The organism is Paracoccus sp. MC1854 (genome assembly GCF_014164635.1).
Lineage (GTDB): Bacteria > Pseudomonadota > Alphaproteobacteria > Rhodobacterales > Rhodobacteraceae > Paracoccus.
Map to the genome: position 1 here is coordinate 108,208 of NZ_JACJFU010000010.1, position 24,553 is coordinate 132,760.

Sequence of the window (24,553 nt, forward strand, 5' to 3'; positions counted from 1 at the left end):
CGATCAGCCGACAGTGCCCGTGTCCATCCCCCCAACTTCAACCATGCCCAGACGCCCTTTCACGCGGCGCATCCGGCATATCGAAGCCAGGTTGACCCGATGTTCCTTTCAACCCCGGACCCCGCCCGCGCGCAGATGGCCGGCGCGACCCCGATCCTCGCCGGATTCGAGTGCAGCCGCCTGCACTGGAATGGCCACGACCTGCTGCATTCGACCAACCACCTGCCGGATGGTGCGATGCCCCACCACTATCGCGTCGCCGCCGAGGAGGGCGCCGCCGGCGCTCGCGACGGGCTGTCCTGGCGCCACGACATCGCCGCCCGCATCCGCGCGGTGCCCGAAGGTTTCCCGGTGATCTGGGACCTCGTGCATTTCGATGCCCCGTCCCGCCCCGCGCAGCACGCGGTCGCCTGCTGCAGCGCGCTGCCGCCGGATTCCTGGGTGATCGCGGTGAACGAGCCCTCGATCGGCCGCCGCGTCTCGGGCATGACGCCCGGCCGGGCTACGCAGATGGCGCTGCGGATGATGACCACGGCGGCCTGCCTGCCCAATCGCCCGCGCTTTGCCACCTGCGACCCGTTCCACCACCTGCATCCCAACGTCTTCAAGGCCACCGACCGGCTGGTTGCCAGCGGCCATGTGCGGATGGTCGGCGTCAACTACTATCCCCATCACGCCATCGAGCCACTGCACCGGGTCCTTCGCGCCGTCGCCGACCGCTACCACCTGCCGGTGATGATCACCGAGACCGGCTGGCACGACGGGCTGCCCGAGGCGCACCGCCGCTTTCCCCATGTCCGCGACCGCTGGGACTGGCTCGCCTATGTGAAGGCCGAGATCGAGCGGTCGGAGGTGCCGGTCGCCGGTCTCTGCTGGTATCCGTGGCTGGACATGCCGGCCTGGGACAACCCGCATCACGGCCGCTGGCCTTGCGGCTGGCCGGGACGGCAGGCGTAGGGTCCGGAAACGGCAGCGATCGTTCTGGCGTCGCCGGGGCTGTTCCGGCGGACACAGATTCCGTCAGGCTCGCGGGCCCGTCCTTGGCAGTTCGCGCATGGCAGGGCTTGGCTACGGCGCGGTGATCGTAGCGGTCCGAAAGGATCAGCCACCGCATGGCCCATTCCCAAGCCTAGTCATGACCACCGAGGCAGGCCCCGGAACGGGAAAGCGGCAGAAGCAGTCTTTGCCATCCGGCCCGCGGTGGCGGTCGGCTCTGCGCCGCCGAGATCACGGGCGCGAACTGGCCGGTCCAACGCGGGCCAGCAGGATCACCGGCAGGATGCCCACAAGGACAATGGCCCAGGCGGCAAGCGCGGCTTCCTCGTAGGTGCCGCGCGCGGCTTCGCCGTAAAGATGGGTGGCCAGAGTCTCGAAGTTCAGCGGGCGCAGCAGCAGGGTCGCGGACAGTTCCTTCATGCAGTCGACGAAGACCAGCAGCCCGGCGGCGGCCAGCGCCGCCCTGGACAGAGGCAGGTGGACATGGGTCAGCATCCCGGTGACACCATGGCCCAGCGTCCGGGCGGACTGGTCGTAGCTGCGCGGGATGCGGGTCAGACCAGCCTCGACCGAGCCGATCGAGATGGCGAGGAACCGCGCCAGATAGGCATAGCCCAGCGCCACCCCCGATCCGATCAGGACCAGTCCGGGGTCGATGCCGAACATCGCCCGTCCGGTCTGGCTGATCCAGCGGTCCACCCCTGCCGCCGCGATCAGGATGCCCAGCGCCAGGATCGTGCCCGGCATGGCATAGCCCAGCGAGGCGACACGGTGGACGATCTGCATGGCGCGCTGCGGATAGACGCGCGAGGCATAGGCGACAACCAGCCCGCAGACCAGCACCGCCACGGTGGCAAACGCGGACAGCAGGAAGGTGTTGCGCGCCTCGATCATCAGCCGGTCCGACAACCCGGCGAACTGGAAGCGCTGCCAAGCCTCGACCGCGAGGTAGAGCGCTGGCAGCAGGAAGCCGAAGATCACCGGCAGCAGCCCGAGGCCCAGCGCAGCCAACCCCGCCCGCCGCGACAGCCGCTCGCGCGCGAAGCTGCGGGCGCGCTGGCCGCTGACCGCATAGCGCTGGCGCCTGCGCGCCCAGCGTTCCAGCGAAATCAGCGCCACCACCAAGAGCAGCATCGCCAGCGAGATCTGCGCTGCGCCCGGCAGGTCCGACCGTGTAACCCAGGTCGTGTAGACCGAGATCGTCAGCGACCGGACGCCCAGGAACTCCGAGGCGCCGATGTCGTTCAGCGTCTCCATCAGGGCTAGGCTGACGCCCACGGCAATGGCGGGCCGGGCGAGGGGCAGGGCGACGCGCTGGAAGATCTGGCGGCGGGTGGTGCCGAGGGTGCGGGCAACCTCGACGAGGTTCCCGGCCTGCGTCATGAACATCGCCCGCGTGGGCAGGTAGACATAGGGGTAGAGCACAAGGCTCAGCAGCAGGATCGCCCCGGTCATGGACCGGATGTCGGGCAGGCGGAAATCGCGAGGGCTGTCGTAGCCAAGGGCCGCGCGGACCAGCGACTGGACCGGCCCCAGCGGGTGCAGCAGGTCCAGATAGGCATAGGCCACAATATATGTGGGCACCGCTAGCGGCAGCAACAGCGCCCATTCCAGCAGCCGCCGGCCGGGAAACTCGTGCGCCGTCACCAGCCAGGCCGCCGATGTGCCGATCAGCGCGGTCAGCACACCGACCCCGGCCATCAGCATGGCCGTTTGCCCCAGGGCGTGCGGCAGCACATGGGCCGCCAGATGCGACCACAGGCCCTCGGACCCCTGCGCCGCCTGCCACGCCAGAGCCAGCAAGGGAACAAGGACCAGCCCCGCGATCAGCAGGCTGGCAAGGACCCAGACCCTTCCCCCGAGAGAGAAGGATCTGGAAACCTTTTCGCCATCTGTCGTCAGGACCGCCATGCCTGCTTTCCGGCCGCAGCTTGCCGCGGCCGGGTTGCCCCGATCAGTTGTCGAAGCCGACGCGGTCGACCAGTTCGCTGGCCTGCTTGCGGTTTGTCACGATCTCGGTCAGCGGGACGGGATCGACGTTCAGCTCGCCGATCGAGGCGATGATCGGGTCGATGGCGGCACCGGGTTTCACCGGATACTCGTAATTCGCCTCGCCATAGATCTTCTGCGCCTCGTCCGAGACGAGGAACTCCAGCAACTGCACCGCCTGGTCCCTGTTGGGCGCGTTCTTCGCCACGGCCGCGCCGCTGACGTTCACATGGGTGCCGCCATCCTCGAAGGTGGGCAGCAGAACCTTGATCGCCTCGCCCCAGGCCTTCTGCTCGTCCCCGCCCCTGCCGGAACGCATCAGCCCCACGTAGTAGGAGTTCGCGATGGCGATGTCGCAGATGCCGCCAAGGATGTCCTTGGCCCCGTCGCGGTCGCCGCCGCCCGCCTTGCGGGCGAGGTTGTTCTTCAGACCGGTCAACCAGGCCTCGGTTTCCGCCGCGTCGTGATGCGCCATGAAGGCCGAGAACAGCGCCGTGTTGTAGGGATGCTGACCCGAGCGGATGCAGATCCGCCCCTTCCATTCGGGGTCGGCCAGATCCTCGTAGGTGATGCTGTCGATCTCGACGTCATTGGCGGCATAGACGACGCGGGCGCGCATCGACAGGGCAAACCACTCGTTCCCCGGATCGCGCAGGTTGTCGGGGATGGCGGCAGTCAGGACCTCGGATTCGACCGGTTGGGTCAGGTCGCGTTCGACCAGATCGACAAGGTTGCCCGCATCCACCGCCATCAGCACATCAGCGGGCGAGCTTTCGCCTTCCGAGGCCAGCCGCTCGACCAGCCCGTCCTTGAGGAACACCGTGTTCACCGCAATCCCCGTGGACTCGGTGAAGGCCTGAAGCAGCGGCTCGACCAGACCGGGTTCGCGCGAGGTGTAAAGATTGACCTCCTGCGCCGAGGCAGCGCCCGCAGCGGCAACAAGGGTCGTGCTGGCCAGGATGGCGCGGATCAAGGTGGGTGCGGCTTTCATGATGACCTTCTGAACTCCCGGTCGGACGGTTTCAGGGGTCATACATCGGCCTCTGCAACTTAGTCTAGAGTTTTTATCGACTTTGTTTTCCGCTGAGCTATCACGGGGCTTTCGTCAGCGAAGACATGGATCTGCGCCCCGTTCAGTTGCAGGCTGACCTTTTCGCCCACGGCCATGGGAATGCGGACATGGGAATGCATCCGCAGCGTCTCGGCCAGGGGATGCACCATGATATCGATCAGCTCGCTTTCCCCCATGAAGGTCTTGGCGACCACGCGGGCCGAGATGCCGTGCCCGTCCGGCCCGATGGACAGCGCCTGCGGCCGGATGCAGGCCAGCGCCAGCGCGCCGTCCGGTAGATCGAGGACAGCGGGGAAGGTGCCGATGGGCGTGTCGATCTGGCCGTTGGTCCAGATTCCCGTCAGACGGTTGCAGGGACCCATGAACTCGGCCGCATAAGGAGAGATGGGGCGGTCGTAGATCTCGAAGGGCGTGCCCACCTGCTCGATCCGGCCCGCCCGCATCAGCACGATCATGTCACCCACGGCCAGCGCTTCCTGCGGGTCGTGGGTGACGATGATGGCGGTGGTCCCGATGCGGCGCAGGGTGTCCAGCGTCTCGCGCCGCACCCGTTCCCGCAATCCCTGGTCGAGGTTCGAGAAGGGCTCGTCCATCAGCAGCACCGCCGGCTGCGGGGCCAGCGCGCGGGCCAGCGCCACCCGCTGCTGCTCTCCTCCCGACAGGGAATGGGGATAGCGGTCCACCAGGTGGCCCAGCCCGATCCGCGCGACCACCTCGGCCACGCGGTCGCGCCGAGCGGACCGGGAAAGGTAGCGCAGTCCGAATGCCAGGTTTTCCGCCACGCTGAGATGCGGAAACAGCGCATAGTCCTGGAACATGAAGCCGATCCTGCGGTTCTCGGGTTCGACAAAGCGGTCCGGGCCGGCGATCTCGGCCCCGCGCATCAGGATGCGGCCGCTGTCGGGGCGGTCGACGCCCGCGATGATCCTCAGCAACGTCGATTTGCCGCAGCCGGATTCGCCCAGCAGGCAGGTGATCCGGCCCGGCGGAATGGACAGCGAGATGTCGGACAGGACCACCCGTGACCCGAAGCTGCGGCACACTTCCTCAAGTCCAAGCGATGATGCGCAGCCCACGGCCATGACGTGCAGTCCCTCGTTCGACCCCGGCCGCATGACGAAACCGCGAAGGGGCTTGATCCGGTCGGCAGTATCTACGCCCCGCGCCGCCATTCTCCAATAGGGTGCCTTTTTCGTCGGGAATGATTGCGGCGGACGAACCGCATCCGCAAGCGACACAGCGCCGGACGAGGCCCCAGGCTGAAGGATCAGGCAAGCGTCCGGCACATCCGGCAGTCGAACGGTTCCCCTGATTATTCAGTCGTCGCGTGCATTAACCTGTGTCATCATCTTCTGCAGCCGCAGACTCTTGGCGGCACCAGGTCATGAGGGATCAGGAATGGCTAAGAGACTTGTGAAGGGAACGAACAGGGCCGATCTTCTGACCGGCAGCCTGAATCGTGACATCATCTTCGGCCTTGCCGGCAACGACAGCCTGCTGGGCGACCGCGACATCAAAGGCAAGGACGGCGAGAAGGCGCAGATCAGGGGCGCCACTGACCTGCTGTCCGGCGGCACGGGCCACGACATGCTCTGGGGCGATGGCCGCGTCATTTCTGGCGGAAACGGCGCCGAGGCATCCATCATCGGCGGCGACGACATCCTGCACGGCGATGCCGGAGACGACACGCTTTACGGCGACGGCGCCATCGAGGTCGCGGCGCCGATGGAATACGCCCGCAGCGCGGACATCCGCGGCGGCCGCGATGTCCTTTACGGCGGCGCCGGCAACGACGTCCTTTATGGCGATGGCCTCGTTTCCGGGGGCGCGGCCGAAGGCGCCCGGATAACGGGCGGCGCGGACAGGCTGTTCGGGGGGGATGGCAATGACATCCTCTACGGCGACGGCCTGCTGGAGCTCTACGCCTCTGAAACGCACCTCATCGGGGGCGCGGATCTTCTGGACGGCGGCGCAGGCCACGACACCCTTTACGGCGACGGCATCGTTTCCCCGTATCTGTACATGGGCGGAGAGATGACCGGCGGCAGGGACATCCTGCACGGGGGTGCCGGCAATGACGTCGTTTATGGCGACGGCGGCGTTTCCACCTTCAGGTCCTCGGCACTGCTCAAGGGCGGGGCGGACAGGATCTGGGGCGGCAGCGGCAACGACCTTCTGCAAGGCGACGGCTGGGCCGATGGCAGCGATGCCGAGGTCGTGGGTGCGAACGACTACCTTGACGCCGGATCAGGCGCCGACACCGTCATCGGCGACGGATCGGTGAGCGCCGCGCCCGGCTTCAACCCCGGCAACGGAGTGCTGCGCGGGGGCAACGACACGATCGACGGCGGGACGGGCGCGGATTCGGTGCTTGGGGATGGCGGCGTCTTCACGAACGGCCAGTCTACCCTGACCGGCGGGGCCGACCGGATACAAGGGGGAAGCGGAAACGACACCCTTTACGGTGACGGGGTGGTCGAAGGCATGGACCTGGCCCTGCTGAAAGGCGGAAACGACACGATCCATGGCGGCGACGGCAATGACACGATCTACGGCGACGGGACTGCGGACACCTGGTATGGCGTCTCGTACTTCGGCCGTGTCGAGCTGCTTGGCGGCAAGGACCGGATCGTCGGCGGCAAGGGCGACGACGTCCTGTGGGGCGATGGCACGGCGAGCAACGGCACCGAGCGGGTGATTGCAGGCGGCGCCGACAAGTTCATCTTCAACGAACGCGACGGCCGGGACGTGATCATGGATTTCCGCAGCGCCGACGATGACCTTGTTCACTTCAACACCAGAAAACTGGCCTGGTCCGACCTTGATACCGACCGCAGCGGAAGGCTCGACGATGCCGACCGCTTCGTTCTTCTCGAAGACGGCGGCACCCGCATCGACTATGGCGCCGCCGGCGGGTTCAGCGATCCGGGGCAGGACATCCTCATGGTGGCCAGTGTCACGGGGATGACGGCTTCGGACTTCCTGTTCGGCTGAACGGCAATGCAGCCAGGGTTCCCACGAGACGGCCCGAGCCTCGCCATTCCTGCTGGGGAGATGGCGAGGCTTCCGGGCTGGGGCCGGCCGATTCCGTCATCGCAAGCCGCACCGGCTGGGCGCATGGGAAGCAGGAATTGATCAGCCACCCTGCAAACCTTGTCAGCACGCCCGACAAGGAATTGAAATAACTTATAAAACGCGGGGTTTGGTAGGCCCGGAGGGACTTGAACCCCCAACCAAGGCGTTATGAGCGCCCTGCTCTGACCATTGAGCTACAGGCCCGCGCCTGAGGGCTGTCGCAAATGCGGGCGCGCGGGTCAAGGAAAACCGGGGCAGGCGGGTCGCGTTGATTGTCTGCGCCGGACGGCTGGGCTATCCAGCACCCAGGCAAGAGGGATGGGTGACATGACCAAGGCTGATGGCAGGGGCGGGCTTACCTACGCGCAGGCGGGTGTGGATATCGACGCTGGCAACGCCTTGGTGGAACGTATCAAGCCCGCCGCCGCGGCGACTGCCCGGCCAGGGGTGATGTCAGGACTCGGCGGCTTCGGCGCGCTGTTCGACCTGAAGGCGGCAGGCTACGCCGATCCGGTTCTGGTCGCGGCCACCGATGGCGTCGGCACCAAGCTGCGCATCGCCATAGAGACCGGAGAGCTTGACGGCGTCGGCATCGACCTTGTGGCCATGTGCGTGAACGATCTCGTCTGTCAGGGGGCCGAGCCGCTGTTCTTCCTGGATTATTTCGCCACCGGCAAGCTGCAGGTTGATGAGGCCGCCCGCGTCATCGCCGGCATCGCTGAGGGTTGCCGGCGTTCCGGCGCGGCCCTGATCGGCGGCGAGACGGCAGAGATGCCGGGGATGTATCACGACGGTGACTTCGACCTTGCCGGCTTTGCCGTGGGCGCCATGGAACGCGGCGCGCATCTGCCGCGGGATGTCGCGGAAGGCGACGTGCTGCTGGGCCTCGGCTCGGACGGCGTGCATTCAAATGGCTTCTCGCTTGTCCGCAAGGTGGTCGAAACGACGGGCCTCGGCTGGTCCGATCCCGCGCCCTTCGCGAAGGGGCCGCTCGGGCGGGCGCTGCTGACGCCCACCCGGCTTTACGTCCGCCCGGTGCTGGAGGCGATCCGGGCAGGCGGCGTCCATGCGGCCGCCCATGTCACCGGCGGCGGCATCACCGAGAACCTGCCGCGCGTCCTGCCCGAAGGAATGGGCGTCGAGGTCAACCTTGACAACTGGCAGGCTCCTGCCGTGTTCCAGTGGCTTGCCGATACGGCACGCATCCCCGAACGCGAGATGCTCAAGACCTTCAACTGCGGCATCGGCATGATCCTTGTGGTGGCCCCTGACCGGGCGCTGGCGCTGACTGGGATGCTGCGCGACGCAGGCGAGCGCGTGGTCGAGATGGGCGAGGTCGGCGGCGGCCGGGGCGTCGGTTATACCGGAACGCTGTGGTAAAACGCGTTGCGATCCTGATCTCGGGCGGCGGATCGAACATGGTCGCGCTGGTCCGCTCGATGACCGGCGACAACCCGGCCCGGCCGGTGCTGGTCGCCTCGAACGATCCCGCTGCGGCCGGTCTTGTCCGCGCCGCCGAGATGGGCGTGCCGACCGCAGCGGTGGATCACCGCCCGTTCCGCGGCGATCGCGGGGCCTTCGAGGCCGCGCTGCTTGAGCCGCTGCTTGCGGCCGAGCCGGACATCCTCTGCCTTGCCGGCTTCATGCGGATTCTCACGCCCGGCTTCGTGGACCGCTTTCAGGGCATGATGCTGAACATCCATCCCTCGCTGCTGCCGAAATACCCCGGCCTTCACACGCATGCCCGCGCCATCGAAGCCGGCGACACGCGGGCAGGCGCCACCGTTCATCTTGTGACGCCGCTGCTGGACGACGGCCCCATCCTTGGTCAGGCCCATGTGCCGGTCGAGCCTGGGGATACGCCTGAAACCCTTGCTGCGAGGGTCCTGAAGGCCGAGCACCTCCTTTACCCGACCGTCTTGCACCGTTTTGCAGACGGCATGACGGGCCGGATCGACCTCTAGGGTTTTCTTCTTCGTCCAAATATCCCGGGATCGTCGTATACGACGATGGGGCAGAGCCCCGGAGACCGGCCGTTCCGTCAGAACTCACCGTTCCGGCAGCAGCCCCCGCGGCGCGAACCTCAGCACCAGCAGCAGCACGACCCCCATCGCGACATAGCGCATCTGCGGCGCGCTTTCGATCAGGTGGCGCTTGAGGCCTCCATCCGACAGCGGCGAGGTCAGCAGCGACATCGCGGCAGGCCCCCAGACCTCGGCCTTGATCCAGAGAAACCAGATCAGCACCGCGCCCAGCACCGCCCCCCAGTTGTTGCCCGACCCCCCGACGATCACCATCACCCAGATCAGGAAGGTATAGCGCAGCGGGTTGTATCCGCCCGGCGCCATCAACCCGTCCAGCGTCACCATCATCGCCCCCGAAAGCCCGATCACCGCGCAACCGAGGATGAACAGATGCAGGTGCCGCCGGGTGACGTCCTTGCCCATGGCCTCGGCCGCGATCTCGTTGTCTCGGATCGCCCGCATCATCCGGCCCCAGGGCGAATACAGCGCCAGTTCCGACAGCAGAATCAGCGTCAGCAGCACCGCCACGAAGATCGTGGCATAGGACAGCTTGACATAGATGGCAGAGGCCGTGGTCGGGTCCATCGCCCAACGCACGGCGGCCTCGACGAAGGCGGGGTTTGCCTGCAGGTCAAGCTCGTAAGGGACAGGGCGCGGGATGCCGGTGATGTTCAGCACGCCGCGGGCCAGCCAGCCTTCGTTCCTGAGGAGGGCGACGATGATTTCGCCGATCCCCAGCGTGGCGATCGCAAGATAGTCCGAGCGCAGCCCCAGCGCGACCTTGCCGATGCCCCAGGCGGCGATGGCGGCAAAGACCATGCCCACCGGCCAGCTCAGCAGCACCGGCAAGCCCAGCCCGCCGATGTTGCCGGCCTTGGAGGGATTGTTCGCCTCGATCGCGGCCACTGCCGGATCGAACAGCATCCGCGTCGCGACATAGCCTGCGATGACGACCAGCGCTGCGATCCAGAAGCGCGTTGCGCCCTTCAGCCGCGAGGCTGCCGCTGCAGCAATCACCAGCGTCGCAAGCCCGACCGCCAGCGCCAGGACCATCTGCGGTCCCCCGGCCGCCCAGGCGCCCTGCACCGGCTGGGTCGAGATCAGCACCGGGGCAACTCCCCCCAGCGCCACGAAACCGACGACGCCCGCGTTGAACAACCCGCCGTAACCCCAGATCATGTTGACGCCCAGCGCGGTCACGGCCGAAATCAACCCCATGTTCAGGATCGACAGCGCGCTGTTCCACGACCCCGAGAACATCGCGTTCGAGACCGTGCCTTCCAGCACGACCAGCAGGATCACCGCCGCGAACAGCAGCGGCGCGCGCCATGGGCTGGCAGAGGTTTCGGCCTGACGGTTGGCGCTCATTCAGGCCTCCTCAATAGGCTTTGCCGCGGAACAGCCCCGTGGGGCGCACCAGCAGAACGACGATCAGGATGACGAAGCTGATCGCCAGCTTGTATTCCGTGCCCAGCATCTGCAGCAGGCCGGTGGGCTCGAAACCCAGATATTCGGCGATCTTCTTCCAGGGATAGGTCAGCGCAACCTCGGAAAAGGCGATCAGGAAGCCCCCCGCGATGGCGCCGATTGGGCTGCCGAGGCCGCCCACGATGGCCGCCGCGAAGACCGGCAGGAGGATCTGGAAATAGTTGAACGCCTTGAAGGATTTGTCCAATCCATAAAGCGTGCCCGCCAGCACCGCGAGGCCGGTGGCGATGATCCAGGTCATCCGCACGACCCGGTCGGGGTCGATGCCCGACAGCAGGGCCAGATCCTCGTTGTCGGCATAGGCGCGCATCGCCTTGCCGGCGCGGGTGCGGTTCAGGAAGACGAACAGCGCCCAGACCGACAGCGCCGCGATCACCAGCGTGATCGCCTGCGTGGTCCTGAACGCAAGGCCCTCGCTTAGCCCGGTCATCTGCCGGAACTGCGGCACCGAGATGACAAAGCGGGCGCCGTCCGCGAACTGGATCTCGTCCACGCCGATCACAAGGCGCGTCAGGCCGTTCATCACGAACATGACGCCGACCGAGGCCATGACCACCACGATGGGCGCGGCGCGCACCCGGCGGTAGTGGCGATAAACCCAGCGGTCGGTCAGCAGCGCCAACAGCGCCGTCAGGGCGATTCCCAGCGGCAGCGCCAGGAGGGCCGAGGGCAGGGGGCCGAAAGATACCCCCAGCGACTGCAGCCCCCATGTCAGCAGGATCACGATGGCGGTGCCGAAGGCCATGGTGTCGCCATGGGCGAAGTTCGAGAACCGCAGGATGGCGTAGATCAGCGTCACCCCCAAAGCCCCTAACGCAAGCTGCGCGCCATAGGCCGAAGCCGGGATGACCACGAAGTTCAGGATCGCCACAAGGGCATTGAGAACATCCATCAGAGGCTTCCCCTTGCAGGTCGGACCTGCCCGTTCTGTCCGTCCATCGTCAGCCCCCCAGGAAGGTGCGGCGCACCTCGGGGTCGGCCATCAGCTCGGCCCCGGTGCCGGTGTAGCGGTTGGCGCCCTGCACCAGCACATAGCCGACATCGGCGATCTCCAGCGCCTGCTTGGCGTTCTGTTCCACCATCAGGATCGAGATGCCCGTGCGCGCGATTTCGATAATGCGGTCGAAAAGCTCGTCCATGACGATGGGGCTGACGCCTGCGGTCGGCTCGTCCAGCATCAGAAGCTTCGGTTGCGTCATCAGCGCCCGGCCAACGGCGACCTGCTGGCGCTGGCCGCCAGACAGTTCACCCGCGTTCTGGCGGCGCTTGTCGGCGACAGCCGGGAACAGCTCATAGACCTGCTGCATCGTTTGGCGGAAATCGTCCTGGCGCAGATAGGCGCCCATTTCCAGGTTCTCCTCGACCGTCATGGTCGGGAAGACATTGGCGACCTGGGGGACGAAACCCATGCCCGCCTTGACGCGGTCCTGCGGGTTCAGGGCGGTGATGTCCTGCCCGTCCAGCCGGACGCTGCCTTCCCGCAGGGTCAGCATCCCGAAGATCGCCTTCATGGCCGTGGACTTGCCCGCGCCGTTCGGGCCGACGATCACGGCGATCCGGCCCTTCTCGACCGCCAGCGTGCAGCCGTTCAGGATATCGGCCTTGCCATAGCCGCCGCGCATGTTCTCGCCGATGAGAAAGGGGTCGCCGGCAGGGCCGGGCCGGGCCGCGCCGCTGCGAAGGCTGCCCTGGAAAGTCCCAGCAGGACGCGGGTTCACGACCGAGGCGTCGCGGTTGCCGCGATTGGCAAAAGGATCGCTCATACCCCGACCTTGTCCTTGTTCTTGAGGCCGCGGCCCAGATAGGCCTCGATCACCGCCTCGTTTTCCATGATGCGCGCGGCAGACCCCTCGGCCAGGACCTTGCCTTCGGCCATGACGATCACCGGATCGCAGAGCTTGCCGATGAAATCCATGTCATGCTCGATCACGCAGAAGGTATAGCCGCGTTCCCGGTTCAGGCGGATGATAGCGTCGGCAATGGTGCCCAGAAGGGTGCGGTTCACGCCGGCACCCACCTCGTCCAGAAAGACGATCTTGGCCTCGACCATCATGCAGCGGCCCAGTTCCAGCAGCTTCTTCTGTCCGCCCGACAGGTTCCCGGCCTTTTCCTCGGCCACATGGCTGATGGTCAGGAAGTCCAGCACCTCGTCGGCACGCGCCCGGAGCGCGCGTTCTTCCTCGGCAATGCGCTTGCGGCCGAACCAGGTGTTCCACAGGCTCTCGCCCGACTGTCCGGGCGGGACCATCATCAGGTTCTCGCGCACCGACATGGACGAGAACTCATGCGCCATCTGGAAGGTGCGCAGCAGGCCCTTGTGGAACAACTCGTGCGGGGGCAGGTCGGTGATGTCCTCGCCGTCCATGACGACGCGGCCCGAGGTGGGCGGCAGCACGCCCGCAATCACATTGAACAGGGTGGACTTGCCCGCACCGTTCGGCCCGATCAGCCCGGTGATGGATCCGGTGCGGATCGTCAGGCTGGCGCCATCGACGGCGCGGAAGCCGCCGAAATGCCGGTGAAGGTCGTGGACCTCGATCATGCGCGCTCCGATTCTCCTGCCGGGTTCCCTAGACGACCGGGGGGCCATTCGCCAAGAAAAACCGGATGCGGCGCCCGAGAGGGCGCCGCGGATCTTGCGTCAGGGGTCAACGGGTGCGAACCGCGTTCAGGATGCCCCCCTTGAAGTCGACCTCGCGATAGGTGCCCGCGCTTTCGCCCGGGCCGACCAGTTCGACCGCCGAGGCGCCCACATAGTCGATGTCGGTGCCCGCCGCGATCAGTTCCAGCGCGCGGCCAAGCTGACCGGGCATGATCTGCTCGCCCGGCGCGTTGGCCACGTCCATCACCTTGTCCTTGTAGACGCGGGGATCGGTGGACCCGGAGGCCTGCATAGCCAGCAGGATCAGCGCAGCCGCGTCGTAGGCCTCGGCGGCAAAAGCATCCGAGCCTTCGAAGCCCGCATCCCGCGCGAGCGCGATGAAGGCGTCGCGCCCTTCACCCTCGGCCGAGGGGTTCTGGCCGAAGGAATGTTCCAGCTCGGTCCCGAAGCGGTCCACCAGCGCCTGCGTCACCATACCGTCGGTGAAGACGAAGGTGTCGAAGGCGCCGGAATCCAGCGCCCCGCGCACGATGCCCGAGCCGCCCTGATCGACATAGCCCGCGACGACCAGCGCATCGCCACCTGCGGCGGCCAGCGCGCCGACCTCGGCCGAATAGTCCGCCTTGCCGTCGTCATGCGCGGCGTTGATCGTGATCGTGCCGCCCTTGGCCTTGAAGGACTCGGCGAATGAATCCGCCAGACCCTTGCCATAGTCGTTGTTGGTGTAGGTCACGGCGACGTTCTTGATGCCGCGTTCGGAGATGATGTCGGCCATCACCTCGCCCTGCCGCGCGTCGGATGGCGCGGTGCGGAAGAAGAAACCCTTGTCGTCGATGGTGCTGAGCGCGGGCGAAGTGGCGGAGGGCGCGATCATCACCATGCCGTTCGGCACCGCCACGCGTTCAAGGCTGGCGATCGTCTCGCCGGAACACATCCCGCCCACGATGCCGTTGACCCGGTCCGAGGTCACCAGCCGCTCGACCGCCGAGACCGAGGCCGCCGCATCGGCACAGGTGTTGTCGGCCTGCACGACGCTCACGGCGCCGCCACCCAGCAGCTTGCCGGAGTCGCTGACCTCCTTTGCGGCCAGTTCGACCCCCTTCAGCATCGAGGGCGCCATCGATTCCAGCGGCCCGGTAAATCCCAGCGAGACGCCCAGCTTCACGTCCTCGGCCAGCGCGGCCCCGGCCGTCAGCGCCAGCACGGCGGACGCCATCAGAAAACGGTTCATGTCATTCCTCCCAGTATGTGTTGTATCCCGTTCATGCGCGGGATTGCCGTGGTGACCGCCCTCCTGCGGTCATGAAACGCCCCGGCGCGGTGTGCCGGCCGGGGCGGATCGGATCAGCGGATGCGGACGGTGTTCATCTGGCCGCCGGCGAAATCCACCTCGCGGTAGGTGCCGGCGCTTTCGCCCGGCTCGATCAGTTCGACTGCCGAAGCACCGTCATAGTCGATGTCGGTGCCGGCCGCGATCAGTTCCAGCGCGCGGCCGATCTCTCCGGCGCTGATCTTCTCGCCCGGCGCGTTCGCAACCTCCATCACCTTGTCCTTGTAGACGCGGGGATCGGTCGAGCCCGCCGCCTGCATCGCCAGGACCAGAAGCGCCGCCGCGTCATAGGATTCGCCCGCGAAGGCCGAAGTGCCGTCGAAGCCTGCCGCCTGCGCCAGTTCATTGAACTTCGTCCGGCCCTCGCCCTCCGAGGAAGGGTTCTGGCCGAAGGAGGTCTCAAGTTCCGGCCCGAAACGGTCCACCAGAGCCTGCGCGACCATGCCGTCGGGCAGGATGAAGGTCTCGAACGCGCCCGAATCCAGCGCCCCGCGCATGATGCCCGATCCGCCCTGATCGACATAGCCCACGACCGCCAGCGCGTCCCCGCCGGCTGCGGCCAGTGCGCCCACCTCGGCCGAATAGTCGGCCTTGCCGTCGTCATGGGCCTGCAGCATCGTCACGGTGCCGCCCTTGGCCTCGAAAGCCGCGCGGAAGGATTCCGCCAGCCCCTTGCCGTAATCGTTGTTCGTGTGGGTGATCGCGACCGACTGGACCCCGCGTTCCTGCGCGATCCCGGCCATCACCTCGCCCTGCCGGGCGTCCGACGGCGAGGTGCGGAAGAAGAAGCCCTGGTCCTGGATGTCGGTCAGCGCCGGCGAGGTCGCCGAGGGCGAGATCATCACGATGCCGTTCGGCACGCCCACGCGTTCCAGGCTGGCAATCGTCTCACCCGAGCACATGCCGCCCATGATGCCCTTGACGCCTTCGGCCGTCACCAGCCGTTCCACTGCCGCAACCGCTGCCGCCGCATCGGCGCAGGTGTTGTCGGCGCGCACCGGCGTGATCGTCGAGCCGTTCAGGAACTTGCCCGAGTCGTTGGCTTCCTTGATCGCCGTCTCGGCGCCATTCGCCATGTTCGGCGACATCGATTCGAGCGGCCCGGTGAAGCCCAGCGACAGGCCGATCCTGACGTCCTCGGCCACCGCCAACCCTGCGCTGAAGGCAAGGGCGGTCGTGGCCAGAAACAGCTTCTTCATGCGGTCGTCTCCCTGATTGGACCTTTTGTCCTTGTTCACGACAGTAGGGCGGCCTTTTTTGAAAGAAAAGCGTGTCGTGAAGGACAGGATTAAACCCGCCGCAACGTTTTCGGGGCAGGCTGCCGGTTGCCCGACTCAGGGTTTATTCCTTGGGCCAAGACCTTTATAACCCTGCAATCCGCAGGAGATGAGCCATGCCGCAGCAGACGCCCGACATCGACCGCAACGCAGCGCGCGCCAGCGACTGGCAGCGCGGAAGCTGGCGTGCGCGCCCGCGCGTGCAGATGCCGGATTATCCTGACGCAAAGTCCCTTGGAGCCGTCGAGACGCAGCTTGCCAAGTTCCCGCCGCTGGTCTTCGCGGGCGAGGCGCGCCGTCTCAGGGCGCAACTGGCCGACGTGGGGCAGGGGCGCCGCTTTCTTCTGCAGGGGGGCGACTGCGCCGAAAGCTTCGCCGAGTTCACGGCCGACAACATCCGCGACACCTTCAAGGTGATGCTGCAGATGGCGGTGGTGCTGACCTGGGGCGCGCAGATGCCCGTGGTCAAGGTCGGCCGCATGGCGGGCCAGTTCGCCAAGCCGCGCAGCGCGCCGACCGAGGTGATGGGCGGCGTCGAACTGCCCAGCTACCGCGGCGACATCATCAACGGCTTCGACTTCACCCCCGAGGCGCGGGTGCCCGATCCGGGGCGGATGCTTCAGGCCTATACGCAGGCGGCGGCCTCGCTGAACCTGCTGCGGGCCTTCTCGACCGGCGGTTATGCCGACATCCACCGGGTGCAAAGCTGGATCGCCGATTTCACCGATGGGCCGGAAGCCGCGCGCTATCGCGACATCGCCGACCGGATTTCCGACGCGATGGCCTTCATGCAGGCCGCGGGCGTCACCGCTGAAACGGCGCATGAGCTGGGCACGGTCGAGTTCTACACCAGCCACGAGGCCCTGCTGCTGGAATACGAGGAGGCGCTGGCGCGGATCGATTCCACCACCGGGCTGCCCGTCGCCGGCTCGGGCCACATGATCTGGATCGGCGACCGGACGCGGCAGGTCGATGGCGCGCATGTCGAATTCTGCCGGGGCGTGCAGAACCCGATCGGTCTGAAATGCGGCCCGTCGATCTCGACCGACGATCTCAAGGCCCTGATCGCGCGGCTGAACCCCGACAACGAGCCCGGTCGCCTGACGCTGATCGCCCGTTTCGGGGCGGGCACGGTCGGCGACCATCTGCCACGGCTGATCCGGGCGGTGCGCGAGGAAGGGGCAGAGGTCGTCTGGTCCTGCGATCCCATGCACGGGAACACGATCAAGTCGGCCTCGGGCTACAAGACCCGGCCGTTCGAGTCCGTGCTGCGAGAGGTGCGCGAGTTCTTCGAGGTCCATGCCGCTGAAGGCACCGTCCCCGGCGGGGTGCATTTCGAGATGACCGGCCGCGACGTGACCGAATGCACTGGCGGCGTGCGGGCGATCACCGACCATGACCTGTCGAACCGCTATCACACCGCCTGCGACCCGCGCCTGAACGCCAGCCAGTCGCTGGAACTGGCCTTCCTCGTGGCCGAGGAACTGCGTGCCCGCCGCACCGGCACCCCCGTGCAACTTCGCGATGCAAGCTGACGGCTGAGAAGGACGGCGGCCTGTCGGGCGCGGTCCTCAGTCGTTGGAAATCACGCGGAAACGCAGGCGCCGTTCCTCGGGGGTATCATCCTCGTGGATATGAACGCGCGGTTCCGCGGGCGTCCACGACGCGCCGGGCTCTGCGAAGCCCGCAGCGGAAGGCGAGGGGGGAAGCAGCCGTCCGCCCTCGATGACCGGATCGGCCCGTTCGGCCATCAGGTCGAAGCGGCGCGGCGCGGTGCCGATCTCTCCTTCGGACGCAAGGCAGCCCAGCACGCGTGTCACGTCCCCCAGGTCGGACCGCAGCGGCAGCAGCAGCATCCTGCCCGTCAGTTCCGGTGCGCCGTAGGAACCAGGCGAGGCCAGCTCGATCTCGGCGATCTGCGGCCCTTGAAGCACGGCCTCAAGCACATCCGACAGCCTGCCGCGTGACCCGGGATGCATCAGCGCGCAAAGCGGCATGCCCCGGACCTCCATCCCCATCAGGTCGACAAGGTGCCGCCCGGCCAGCCGGAACCGCGCGCCGCCCGGACCGACCCGTTCCAGGATAAAGGCATATTCCAGCGCGCCGCCCAGACCCTGCGGCGTCACGTCGGCGCGTGAGGGCACCGCGCGGCCATGGCGCAGCGACGCCCAGTAGGCCCGCAATTCGGCCAGGATGCGGGATGGCTGCCGCGGCCCGAAGTCCGCCATTCGCAGCACCCGGTCCAGCGCCTCGTCGATGCCGTTGCTGTCGTTGCTCTCGACCATCACTGCGAATCCTCACTCGTGACAAAATATCTATAACGTGGAAACAGGTAAATTCACCGGGGAATTAAGGCCCTCGCCGGCTCAGGTTTCGGTCGCTGAAGGGCTCGGTGCCTCGCGCGGTTCGCGTGGGGGGCGGCCGACGATGTCACGCAGGGCGTCCAGCTCGATGAAGTTGTCGGCCTGCCGGCGCAGCTCGTCCGCGATCATCGGCGGTTGGCTGCGCATGGTCGAGACGACCGAGACGCGCACGCCCCGGCGCTGCAGCGCCTCGACCAGAGGGCGGAAGTCGCCGTCACCTGAGAACAGCACGGCATGGTCCAGGCGCGGCGCCAGATCCATGGCGTTGACGGCCAGCTCGATGTCCATGTTGCCCTTGACCCGCCGCCGGCCCATCGAGTCGGTGTATTCCCGCGCGGGCTTGGTCACGATCGTGTAGCCGTTGTAGTTCAGCCAGTCGATCAGCGGGCGGATCGGGGAATATTCCTCGCTTTCAAGCAGGGCGGTGTAGTAATAGGCGCGGATCAGCTTGCCGCGGCGCTCGAACTCCTGCCGCAGCAGCTTGTAATCCAGGTCAAAGCCCAGCGACTTCGCGGCGGCGTGCAGATTCGAGCCGTCGATAAACAGCGCCAGCCGGTCGTCCTTGTAAAACAAAGTGTTGCCCCTTCAAACTCAAGCACCGGAAATGGTTTGCAGAAGCTAGTCCTCGTCGCCATCGGCGCAAACCTGTTTTCTTCGACAGGTTGCCCTGCCGAAACCCTGCGCAATGCTCTGCGGGCGATGCCTGCCGAGGGATTGGCCGTGCGGCGGCTCAGCCGTTTCTGGCGCACGCCCGCGCATCCGCCGGGGTCGGGGCCGAACTATATAAATGGCGCCGCAACCCTGGCCAGCGACCATGATGCCGCGGGGACGCTGGAGGCGCTGCACCGGATCGAGGCGCGGTTCGGGCGGCTGCGCGACGGCGGTCGCTGGCAGTCCCGTACCATCGACCTGGACCTGCTGGCAGTTGGTGACACGGTGCTGCCCGACGCAGCGACCCAGGACGGCTGGCGGAACCTCGCCCCCGAGGCGCAGGCGAGGCTGTCCCCCAGGACGCTGATCCTTCCGCATCCGCGCCTTCAGGACCGCGGCTTCGTCTTGGCGCCTCTGGCTGAGATTGCGCCTGCTTGGCGTCATCCCCGCACGGGCCTGACCGTGGCGCGGATGCTGGCGGACTTGCCGTCACTGGCTCTTGCCGGCATGGCGCCGATGACGGGTTCACCTTGACTTTTCGCATCATAACTTCCACTTATGCCATCTTGCTCTTTCAGCCGATTCGCAGAGGTGTTGCATGGCACGCGTGACCGTCGAGGACTGCGTCGACAAGGTTCCGAACCGCTTTGACCTGGTGATGCTCGCTGCCCACCGCTCGCGTGAGATAGCATCGGGTTCGCCTGTGACCGTGGACCGCGACAACGACAAGAACCCGGTTGTCGCCCTGCGCGAGATCGCCGACGAGACCCAGCCCGTCGACGAACTGCGCGAGCGGATGATCGAGCAGTTCCAGACCCAGATCGAGGTCGACGAGCCGGAAGAGGACGCGATGGCGCTGCTGCTGGGGGCCGAGATCGATCGTCCTAAGCCCGCCGACGAGGAATCCGAGGAACGGATGCTTCGCATGATGCTCGAAGCGCAAAGCCGCGGCTAAGGCGGCGGAGCGGGCGGATCTTCGATTGGAGAAGTTCGACGTCGAGGATCTGATCGCGCTCGTCCGCAACTACAACCCGCGAACCAATGCCGAACTGATCCGGCGGGCCTATGACTATGGCCGCCGGATGCACGAAGGGCAGTTCCGCCACTCGGGCGAACCCTATTTCACCCATCCGGTCGCCGTCGCCGCCATCCTGACCGAGATGCGGCTTGACGACGCGACCATCGTGACCGCGCTGCTGCACGACACCATCGAGGACACCCGTTCCACATGGGTCGAGGTCGAGCAGATCTTCGGGCGCGAGATCGCCGATCTGGTCGATGGCGTCACCAAGCTGACCAACCTGCAACTGTCGGGCACCCATTCCAAGCAGGCGGAGAATTTCCGCAAGCTGTTCATGGCGATGTCCCGCGATCTTCGCGTGATCCTGGTCAAGTTGGCCGACCGCCTGCACAACATGCGGACGATCAAGTCGATGCGCCCCGACAAGCAGGTGCAGAAGGCGCGCGAAACGATGGACATCTTCGCGCCGCTGGCCGGACGCATGGGGATGCAGTGGATGCGCGAGGAGCTTGAGGACCTCGCCTTCAAGGTCATGAACCCCGAGGCGCGCAATTCGATCATCCGCCGCTTCGTCACGCTGCAGAAGGAAAACGGCGACGTCATCCCCCAGATCACCGGCGACATCCGCGCCGCGCTGGACGCCGAGGGGATCGAGGCCCATGTCTTCGGTCGCGCCAAGAAACCTTTCAGCGTCTGGCGCAAGATGCAGGAAAAGCAGCTGACCTTCAGCCGCCTGTCCGACATCTACGGCTTTCGGATCATCACCCGGACCGAGGCCGACTGCTACCGCACGCTGGGGATCATCCACCGCAAGTGGCGCGCGGTGCCGGGGCGGTTCAAGGACTATATCAGCCAGCCCAAGTCGAACGGCTACCGCTCGATCCACAGCACCGTGTCGGCCCGCGACGGCACCCGCGTCGAGGTCCAGATCCGCACCCGCGCCATGCACGAGGTGGCCGAGGCCGGGGTTGCCGCGCACTGGGCTTATCGCGACGGCGTCCGCAGCAAGAACCCCTTTGCCGTCGATCCGGGCGAATGGCTCGCCAGCCTCACCGAGCGGTTCGGAGAGGAGAACCACGACGAGTTCCTCGAACACGTCAAGCTCGAGATGTATCAGGATCAGGTTTTCTGCTTCACCCCAAAGGGCGACGTGATCCAGTTGCCCAAAGGGGCGACGCCCATTGACTTCGCCTATGCGATCCATACGCGGCTGGGGAACGGCTGCGTGGGTGCCAAGGTGGACGGCATCCGGGTGCCGCTGTGGACGCGGCTGAAGAACGGGCAGTCGGTGGAAATCATCGCGGCCTCGGGGCAGCGGCCGCAGGCAACATGGCTGGAGATCGTGGTGACGGGCCGCGCCAAGGCCGCGATCCGGCGCAGCTTGCGCGAGGAGGACCGTTCGCGCTTCATCCGGCTGGGGTCGGAACTGGTGCGCGTGGCCTTCGAGCATGTGAACCGCAAGGTCACCGACAAGGCCCTGCGTGCCGCGGCCAAGGCGCTGGCGCTGCCCGATTCCGATGAACTGCTGGCTCGCATCGGCTCGGCCGAACTGTCGGCGCGGCAGGTGGTGGGCGTCCTTTACCCCGACCTCGCCCCGGCCGAGGAGGAGATCGACCCCAACCGCGCCATCGCCGGGCTGGAAGCCGACCGCGAACTGACCCGCGCGCCCTGCTGCGATCCCCTTCCGGGCGAACGGATCGTCGGCATCACCTATCGCGGCAAGGGCGTCGTCATCCACGCCATCGACTGCCCGGTGCTGGCGGATTTCGAGGATCAGCCCACCCGCTGGGTCGATCTGCGCTGGCGCGAAGGGCGGCACCCGCCGGTCTATTCGTCCAAGCTGAACCTGACGATCCGCCATGACGCAGGCGTGCTGGGGCGCATCTGCACGCTGATCGGCGCGCAGGGTGCCAATATCTCGGATCTCGAGTTCCTGGACCGCAAGCCCGATTTCTACCGCCTTCGGATCGAGGTCGAGCTGCGCGACCGCGAGCATCTGCAGGCGCTGCTGACCGCGCTGGAAGCGGAAAGCGACGTGGCGCAGGTCGTGCGCATCCGGGATGCCACCGCGCGGGTCTGAGCCGCGATCACGCTTGGCGGCGCGGGCTTGCGTCCGCAAGGGGCGGCTGCTTCACTGGACCCGGTCCTGACAAGAGGCGCGGGTGTTCAAGCGCAAGCCACGCAGCTATTCGCAGATCGCCTCCGAGATGGTCTATCCCCGGGGGGGATGGTCGCGTGCCGCGCAGTATCTGGGCTACCGCGTCCGCCGCCTGCCGGACCAGCCGCACCGGATCGCGCGGGGCTTCGCGGCGGGCACCTTCATCAACTTCACGCCCTTGTTCGGCTTTCACCTGCTGGGCGCCTTTGCGCTTGCCTGGGTGATGCGGGGCAACCTGCTGGCGGCGGCTCTTGGCACGCTGATCGGCAATCCTGTGACGATCCCCTTCATGGCGATGACATCGATGGCGCTCGGCCGCTGGATGCTGGGGGTGGATGGCAGCATGACGCCCGCCGCGATCCTCAATGCCTTTGCCTCGGCGGGGCGGCAGTTGACCCACAATTTCATGTCGATCTTCGATGACCGCGTGGCCCAGTGGGACCAGTTGGAGACGTTCTTTCACGCAATCTTCCTGCCTTATCTGGTCGGCAGCATCATCCCCGGCACGATCGCCGCTGTGATCGCCCATTACCTGAGCCTGCGGGTGGTCGAGGGCTATCACCGTCACCGCGCCGCCCGCATGGCGAAGCGCGCGGCCAGGCAGGCGCGCAAGCAGGGGGGCGGCTGAGGCTCAGACGCCCAGTCGGTCGCGCAGGGAATACCAGCTCATCCCCGCGACCAGCAGGGGCCAGCGCAGCCCGCCGCCACCTGGGAAGGGGCGCGAGGGCAGGGCGGCCATGCTGTCGAACCCCTCGGACTGGCCCATCACCGCCTGCGCCATCAGCTTTCCCGCAAGGTTCGCCAGCGCCACCCCATGTCCCGAATAGCCGCCGACAGACAGGCAGTTCGGCGCAGGCCGGGCAAAATGCGGCATCCGGTTCAGCGTGATCGCCAGAGTCCCGCCCCAGGCATGGGTGATCGTCACGCCCTTCAACTGAGGATAGACCTGTTCCAGCGGCTTGCGGACCTTGGCGGCGATGTCCTTGGGGAAGCGGTATCCGAGGTTCTCGCCACCGCCGAAAACCAGCCGCCGGTCGTCGCTGAGCCGCCAGTAGTTCACCACGAAGCGGGTGTCATGGACGGCCACGTTCTCGCCCAGGATCTCGTCCGCACGGGCGCCCAGAGGCTCGGTCGCGACGACGAAGTTGTTGATCGGCATGACACGCGCGGCCACGCCTTCGTCCAGCCGGCCAAGGTAGCCGTTGCCGGCGAGGATCACATGGTCGCAGATCACCCGCCCGGTGCCGGTCTGAACCACGGTTTTCTCATCCGCGCGCCTTGCATGGCGGATCGCGTGGACATGGCTGCCTTCATGGATGCGGACGCCGGCCGCGACGGCCAGCCGTGCCATCCCCAGCGCCAAGGCCAGCGGGTCCAGATGCCCGGCGCCGCGGTCCACATCACCGCCCACATACAGGGGCGACTTGACCAGCGCCCGCAACCCTTCCGCATCCAGCGGCTCGATCAGGGGGTAGTCGTAGTCCCGGGCCAGCCGCTCGGCATTCGCGCGGGCATGGGTAGCCTCGCGCGCCGTCCGCGCCGCATGGGCGATGCCGGGATGAACCGTCACGCCCGCTTCGGCGGCAAGGGCGCGGGTCAGGGCCTTTGCTTCCTCGGCCATGTCCCACAGGCGCCGCGCGGCTTCGCGCCCGGCCAGCCGCTCAAGCTCGTCGACCTCCAGCCGCTGGCCGGACCCCATCTGTCCACCGTTCCGCCCCGAGGCGCCAAAGCCCACGCGCTGCGCCTCGACCAGCACCACCTGTCGCCCGGCGCGAGCCAGTGTCAGCGCCGCCGACAACCCGGTATACCCGGCCCCCACGACGACGACATCGGCCCGCGCCTCGCCGCGCAGAGGCGCGAAGGGCGGAAGCAGCGGGTTCTGCGCGGCATAAAGGCTCGGCGGATATTCCCCGCGCCGGTCGTTGGCAAACAGCAGGTTCATCGCGGCCTTCGTCAAATTCAGCAGACCTGCTTCTAACACGCTCTCTGCCAAGGGGAAATCGCCTTGGAAAAGTGCCGTATACTAAGGTTTCAAAGGCTTGGGTGAGTTGTCGGGTGGAATCATGCGGATCGGCAAGGGGCACGGGTGCTTCATGCGCTGCAAGTCTGGAAGCACAGGTTCGAGGGATGACAGGCTGCTGCGGTTTGCAGGATCGGTTGTTTTCAAAGTTCACCGAGGAACGGCGAGGATCGACAACGGAAATCTCTCGTTCGGTGGAGAATAGTGATCCGTGGACACTGGTGGAGGCCTTACTTATGTCAGCCCGAATGAGCACTCCTTGCGAACACGGCCTGTGGCATTCCAGAGGGATGACACGGCACATAACCTTGAAGTTTGCAGCAGGGGCTTTGATTGATCTGGCGGGCGGGCACCACAGTCTGTTGCAACCATCCAGAAATGTCACCCTTGCTGGCAATTCAGGAATGTCACCGGGCGCCACGATGCCGGCAGCCGGGCAGGGCGGAGACCTCCGCCATCGCAGCCCTGACCGGCTGCCTTGAGCGGC

At 66.7% G+C, this 24,553-nt stretch carries 21 protein-coding genes and 1 tRNA gene; 9 read left to right on the forward strand and 13 right to left on the reverse strand.

The genetic code is table 11. From position 1 onward, the window contains the following. Window positions 1-99: 99 nt before the first annotated feature. On the forward strand, window positions 100-957 hold the full coding sequence (locus tag H5395_RS10600; protein ID WP_182792538.1) for a hypothetical protein: 858 nt from the start codon (window positions 100-102) through the stop codon (window positions 955-957). A gap of 270 nt (window positions 958-1,227) precedes the next feature. On the opposite strand, the gene H5395_RS10605 is transcribed toward H5395_RS10600, so the two are convergent. The 3 genes from H5395_RS10605 to H5395_RS10615 are packed head-to-tail and all read right to left on the reverse strand — an operon-like array spanning window position 1,228 to window position 5,229. Further along, window positions 1,228-2,907 (reverse strand): iron ABC transporter permease, encoded by a 1,680-nt coding sequence (locus tag H5395_RS10605; RefSeq protein WP_182792539.1) that lies wholly within the window; start codon window positions 2,905-2,907, stop codon window positions 1,228-1,230. 43 nt (window positions 2,908-2,950) lie between these two features. Then, window positions 2,951-3,976: a Fe(3+) ABC transporter substrate-binding protein gene (locus H5395_RS10610; protein WP_200559446.1), complete on the reverse strand. Its 1,026-nt coding sequence runs from the start codon at window positions 3,974-3,976 to the stop codon at window positions 2,951-2,953. A 59-nt stretch (window positions 3,977-4,035) separates the two neighbouring features. Continuing rightward, the gene (locus H5395_RS10615; RefSeq protein ID WP_255440608.1) at window positions 4,036-5,229 is read right to left on the reverse strand and encodes an ABC transporter ATP-binding protein; all 1,194 of its coding nucleotides are present in this window, start codon (window positions 5,227-5,229) and stop codon (window positions 4,036-4,038) included. 226 nt (window positions 5,230-5,455) lie between these two features. Here H5395_RS10615 and H5395_RS10620 point away from each other — a divergent pair, with 226 nt between their 5' ends. After that, the gene (locus H5395_RS10620; RefSeq protein ID WP_182792541.1) at window positions 5,456-7,051 is read left to right on the forward strand and encodes a calcium-binding protein; all 1,596 of its coding nucleotides are present in this window, start codon (window positions 5,456-5,458) and stop codon (window positions 7,049-7,051) included. Window positions 7,052-7,260: 209 nt separating this feature from the next. Here H5395_RS10620 and H5395_RS10625 read toward each other — a convergent pair. Then, window positions 7,261-7,336, reverse strand: a tRNA-Ile gene (locus H5395_RS10625). Between the two features lie 123 nt (window positions 7,337-7,459). Here H5395_RS10625 and purM point away from each other — a divergent pair. Then, the gene (gene purM / locus H5395_RS10630) at window positions 7,460-8,512 is read left to right on the forward strand and encodes a phosphoribosylformylglycinamidine cyclo-ligase (RefSeq protein WP_182792542.1); all 1,053 of its coding nucleotides are present in this window, start codon (window positions 7,460-7,462) and stop codon (window positions 8,510-8,512) included. Further along, the gene (gene purN, locus H5395_RS10635; protein WP_182792543.1) at window positions 8,506-9,096 is read left to right on the forward strand and encodes a phosphoribosylglycinamide formyltransferase; all 591 of its coding nucleotides are present in this window, start codon (window positions 8,506-8,508) and stop codon (window positions 9,094-9,096) included. The genes purM and purN overlap by 7 nt, the downstream gene beginning before the upstream one ends. A gap of 84 nt (window positions 9,097-9,180) precedes the next feature. Here the strand turns inward: purN and H5395_RS10640 are convergent, their stop codons facing one another. The 6 genes from H5395_RS10640 to H5395_RS10665 all read right to left on the reverse strand — a co-directional run bounded on the left by H5395_RS10640 (window position 9,181) and on the right by H5395_RS10665 (window position 15,775). After that, window positions 9,181-10,524, reverse strand: a complete 1,344-nt coding sequence (locus H5395_RS10640; protein WP_182792544.1) for a branched-chain amino acid ABC transporter permease — start codon at window positions 10,522-10,524, stop codon at window positions 9,181-9,183. Between the two features lie 10 nt (window positions 10,525-10,534). Next, window positions 10,535-11,536, reverse strand: a complete 1,002-nt coding sequence (locus tag H5395_RS10645) for a branched-chain amino acid ABC transporter permease (RefSeq protein ID WP_182792545.1) — start codon at window positions 11,534-11,536, stop codon at window positions 10,535-10,537. A gap of 49 nt (window positions 11,537-11,585) precedes the next feature. Then, complete coding sequence (locus tag H5395_RS10650) at window positions 11,586-12,407, reverse strand: ABC transporter ATP-binding protein (RefSeq protein WP_182792546.1); 822 nt, start codon at window positions 12,405-12,407, stop codon at window positions 11,586-11,588. Next, window positions 12,404-13,186, reverse strand: coding sequence for an ABC transporter ATP-binding protein (locus H5395_RS10655; RefSeq protein ID WP_182792547.1), 783 nt, complete (start codon window positions 13,184-13,186; stop codon window positions 12,404-12,406). Before H5395_RS10655 ends, H5395_RS10650 begins: the two co-directional genes overlap by 4 nt. A gap of 106 nt (window positions 13,187-13,292) precedes the next feature. Continuing rightward, entirely contained in the window at window positions 13,293-14,477 is a 1,185-nt protein-coding gene (locus tag H5395_RS10660; protein WP_182792548.1) for an ABC transporter substrate-binding protein, read from the reverse strand. Window positions 14,478-14,590: 113 nt separating this feature from the next. Then, window positions 14,591-15,775 carry an ABC transporter substrate-binding protein gene (locus H5395_RS10665; protein WP_182792549.1) on the reverse strand — a complete coding sequence of 395 codons (1,185 nt, stop codon included), beginning with the start codon at window positions 15,773-15,775 and terminating at the stop codon, window positions 14,591-14,593. A 194-nt stretch (window positions 15,776-15,969) separates the two neighbouring features. Between H5395_RS10665 and H5395_RS10670 the strand changes: the two genes are divergently transcribed. Further along, window positions 15,970-17,388: a class II 3-deoxy-7-phosphoheptulonate synthase gene (locus H5395_RS10670; protein WP_182792550.1), complete on the forward strand. Its 1,419-nt coding sequence runs from the start codon at window positions 15,970-15,972 to the stop codon at window positions 17,386-17,388. A 36-nt stretch (window positions 17,389-17,424) separates the two neighbouring features. On the opposite strand, the gene H5395_RS10675 is transcribed toward H5395_RS10670, so the two are convergent. Next, window positions 17,425-18,138 carry a PAS domain-containing protein gene (locus H5395_RS10675; protein ID WP_182792551.1) on the reverse strand — a complete coding sequence of 238 codons (714 nt, stop codon included), beginning with the start codon at window positions 18,136-18,138 and terminating at the stop codon, window positions 17,425-17,427. Between the two features lie 81 nt (window positions 18,139-18,219). Beyond that, the gene (locus H5395_RS10680; RefSeq protein ID WP_182792552.1) at window positions 18,220-18,789 is read right to left on the reverse strand and encodes an NYN domain-containing protein; all 570 of its coding nucleotides are present in this window, start codon (window positions 18,787-18,789) and stop codon (window positions 18,220-18,222) included. Window positions 18,790-18,825: 36 nt separating this feature from the next. Between H5395_RS10680 and folK the strand changes: the two genes are divergently transcribed. The 4 genes from folK (at window position 18,826) to H5395_RS10700 (ending at window position 22,674) form a co-directional block, all read left to right on the forward strand. Then, entirely contained in the window at window positions 18,826-19,401 is a 576-nt protein-coding gene (gene folK / locus H5395_RS10685; RefSeq protein ID WP_182792553.1) for a 2-amino-4-hydroxy-6-hydroxymethyldihydropteridine diphosphokinase, read from the forward strand. 64 nt (window positions 19,402-19,465) lie between these two features. Beyond that, window positions 19,466-19,822 carry a DNA-directed RNA polymerase subunit omega gene (gene rpoZ, locus H5395_RS10690; protein WP_182792554.1) on the forward strand — a complete coding sequence of 119 codons (357 nt, stop codon included), beginning with the start codon at window positions 19,466-19,468 and terminating at the stop codon, window positions 19,820-19,822. A 25-nt stretch (window positions 19,823-19,847) separates the two neighbouring features. Next, a complete protein-coding gene (locus tag H5395_RS10695) occupies window positions 19,848-21,968 on the forward strand; it encodes a bifunctional (p)ppGpp synthetase/guanosine-3',5'-bis(diphosphate) 3'-pyrophosphohydrolase (protein ID WP_182792555.1) in 2,121 nt (706 codons plus the stop codon). An 82-nt stretch (window positions 21,969-22,050) separates the two neighbouring features. Beyond that, window positions 22,051-22,674: a DUF2062 domain-containing protein gene (locus H5395_RS10700; RefSeq protein WP_234450856.1), complete on the forward strand. Its 624-nt coding sequence runs from the start codon at window positions 22,051-22,053 to the stop codon at window positions 22,672-22,674. A 3-nt stretch (window positions 22,675-22,677) separates the two neighbouring features. On the opposite strand, the gene H5395_RS10705 is transcribed toward H5395_RS10700, so the two are convergent. After that, entirely contained in the window at window positions 22,678-23,988 is a 1,311-nt protein-coding gene (locus H5395_RS10705) for an FAD-binding oxidoreductase (protein ID WP_182792556.1), read from the reverse strand. Window positions 23,989-24,553: the final 565 nt, after the last annotated feature.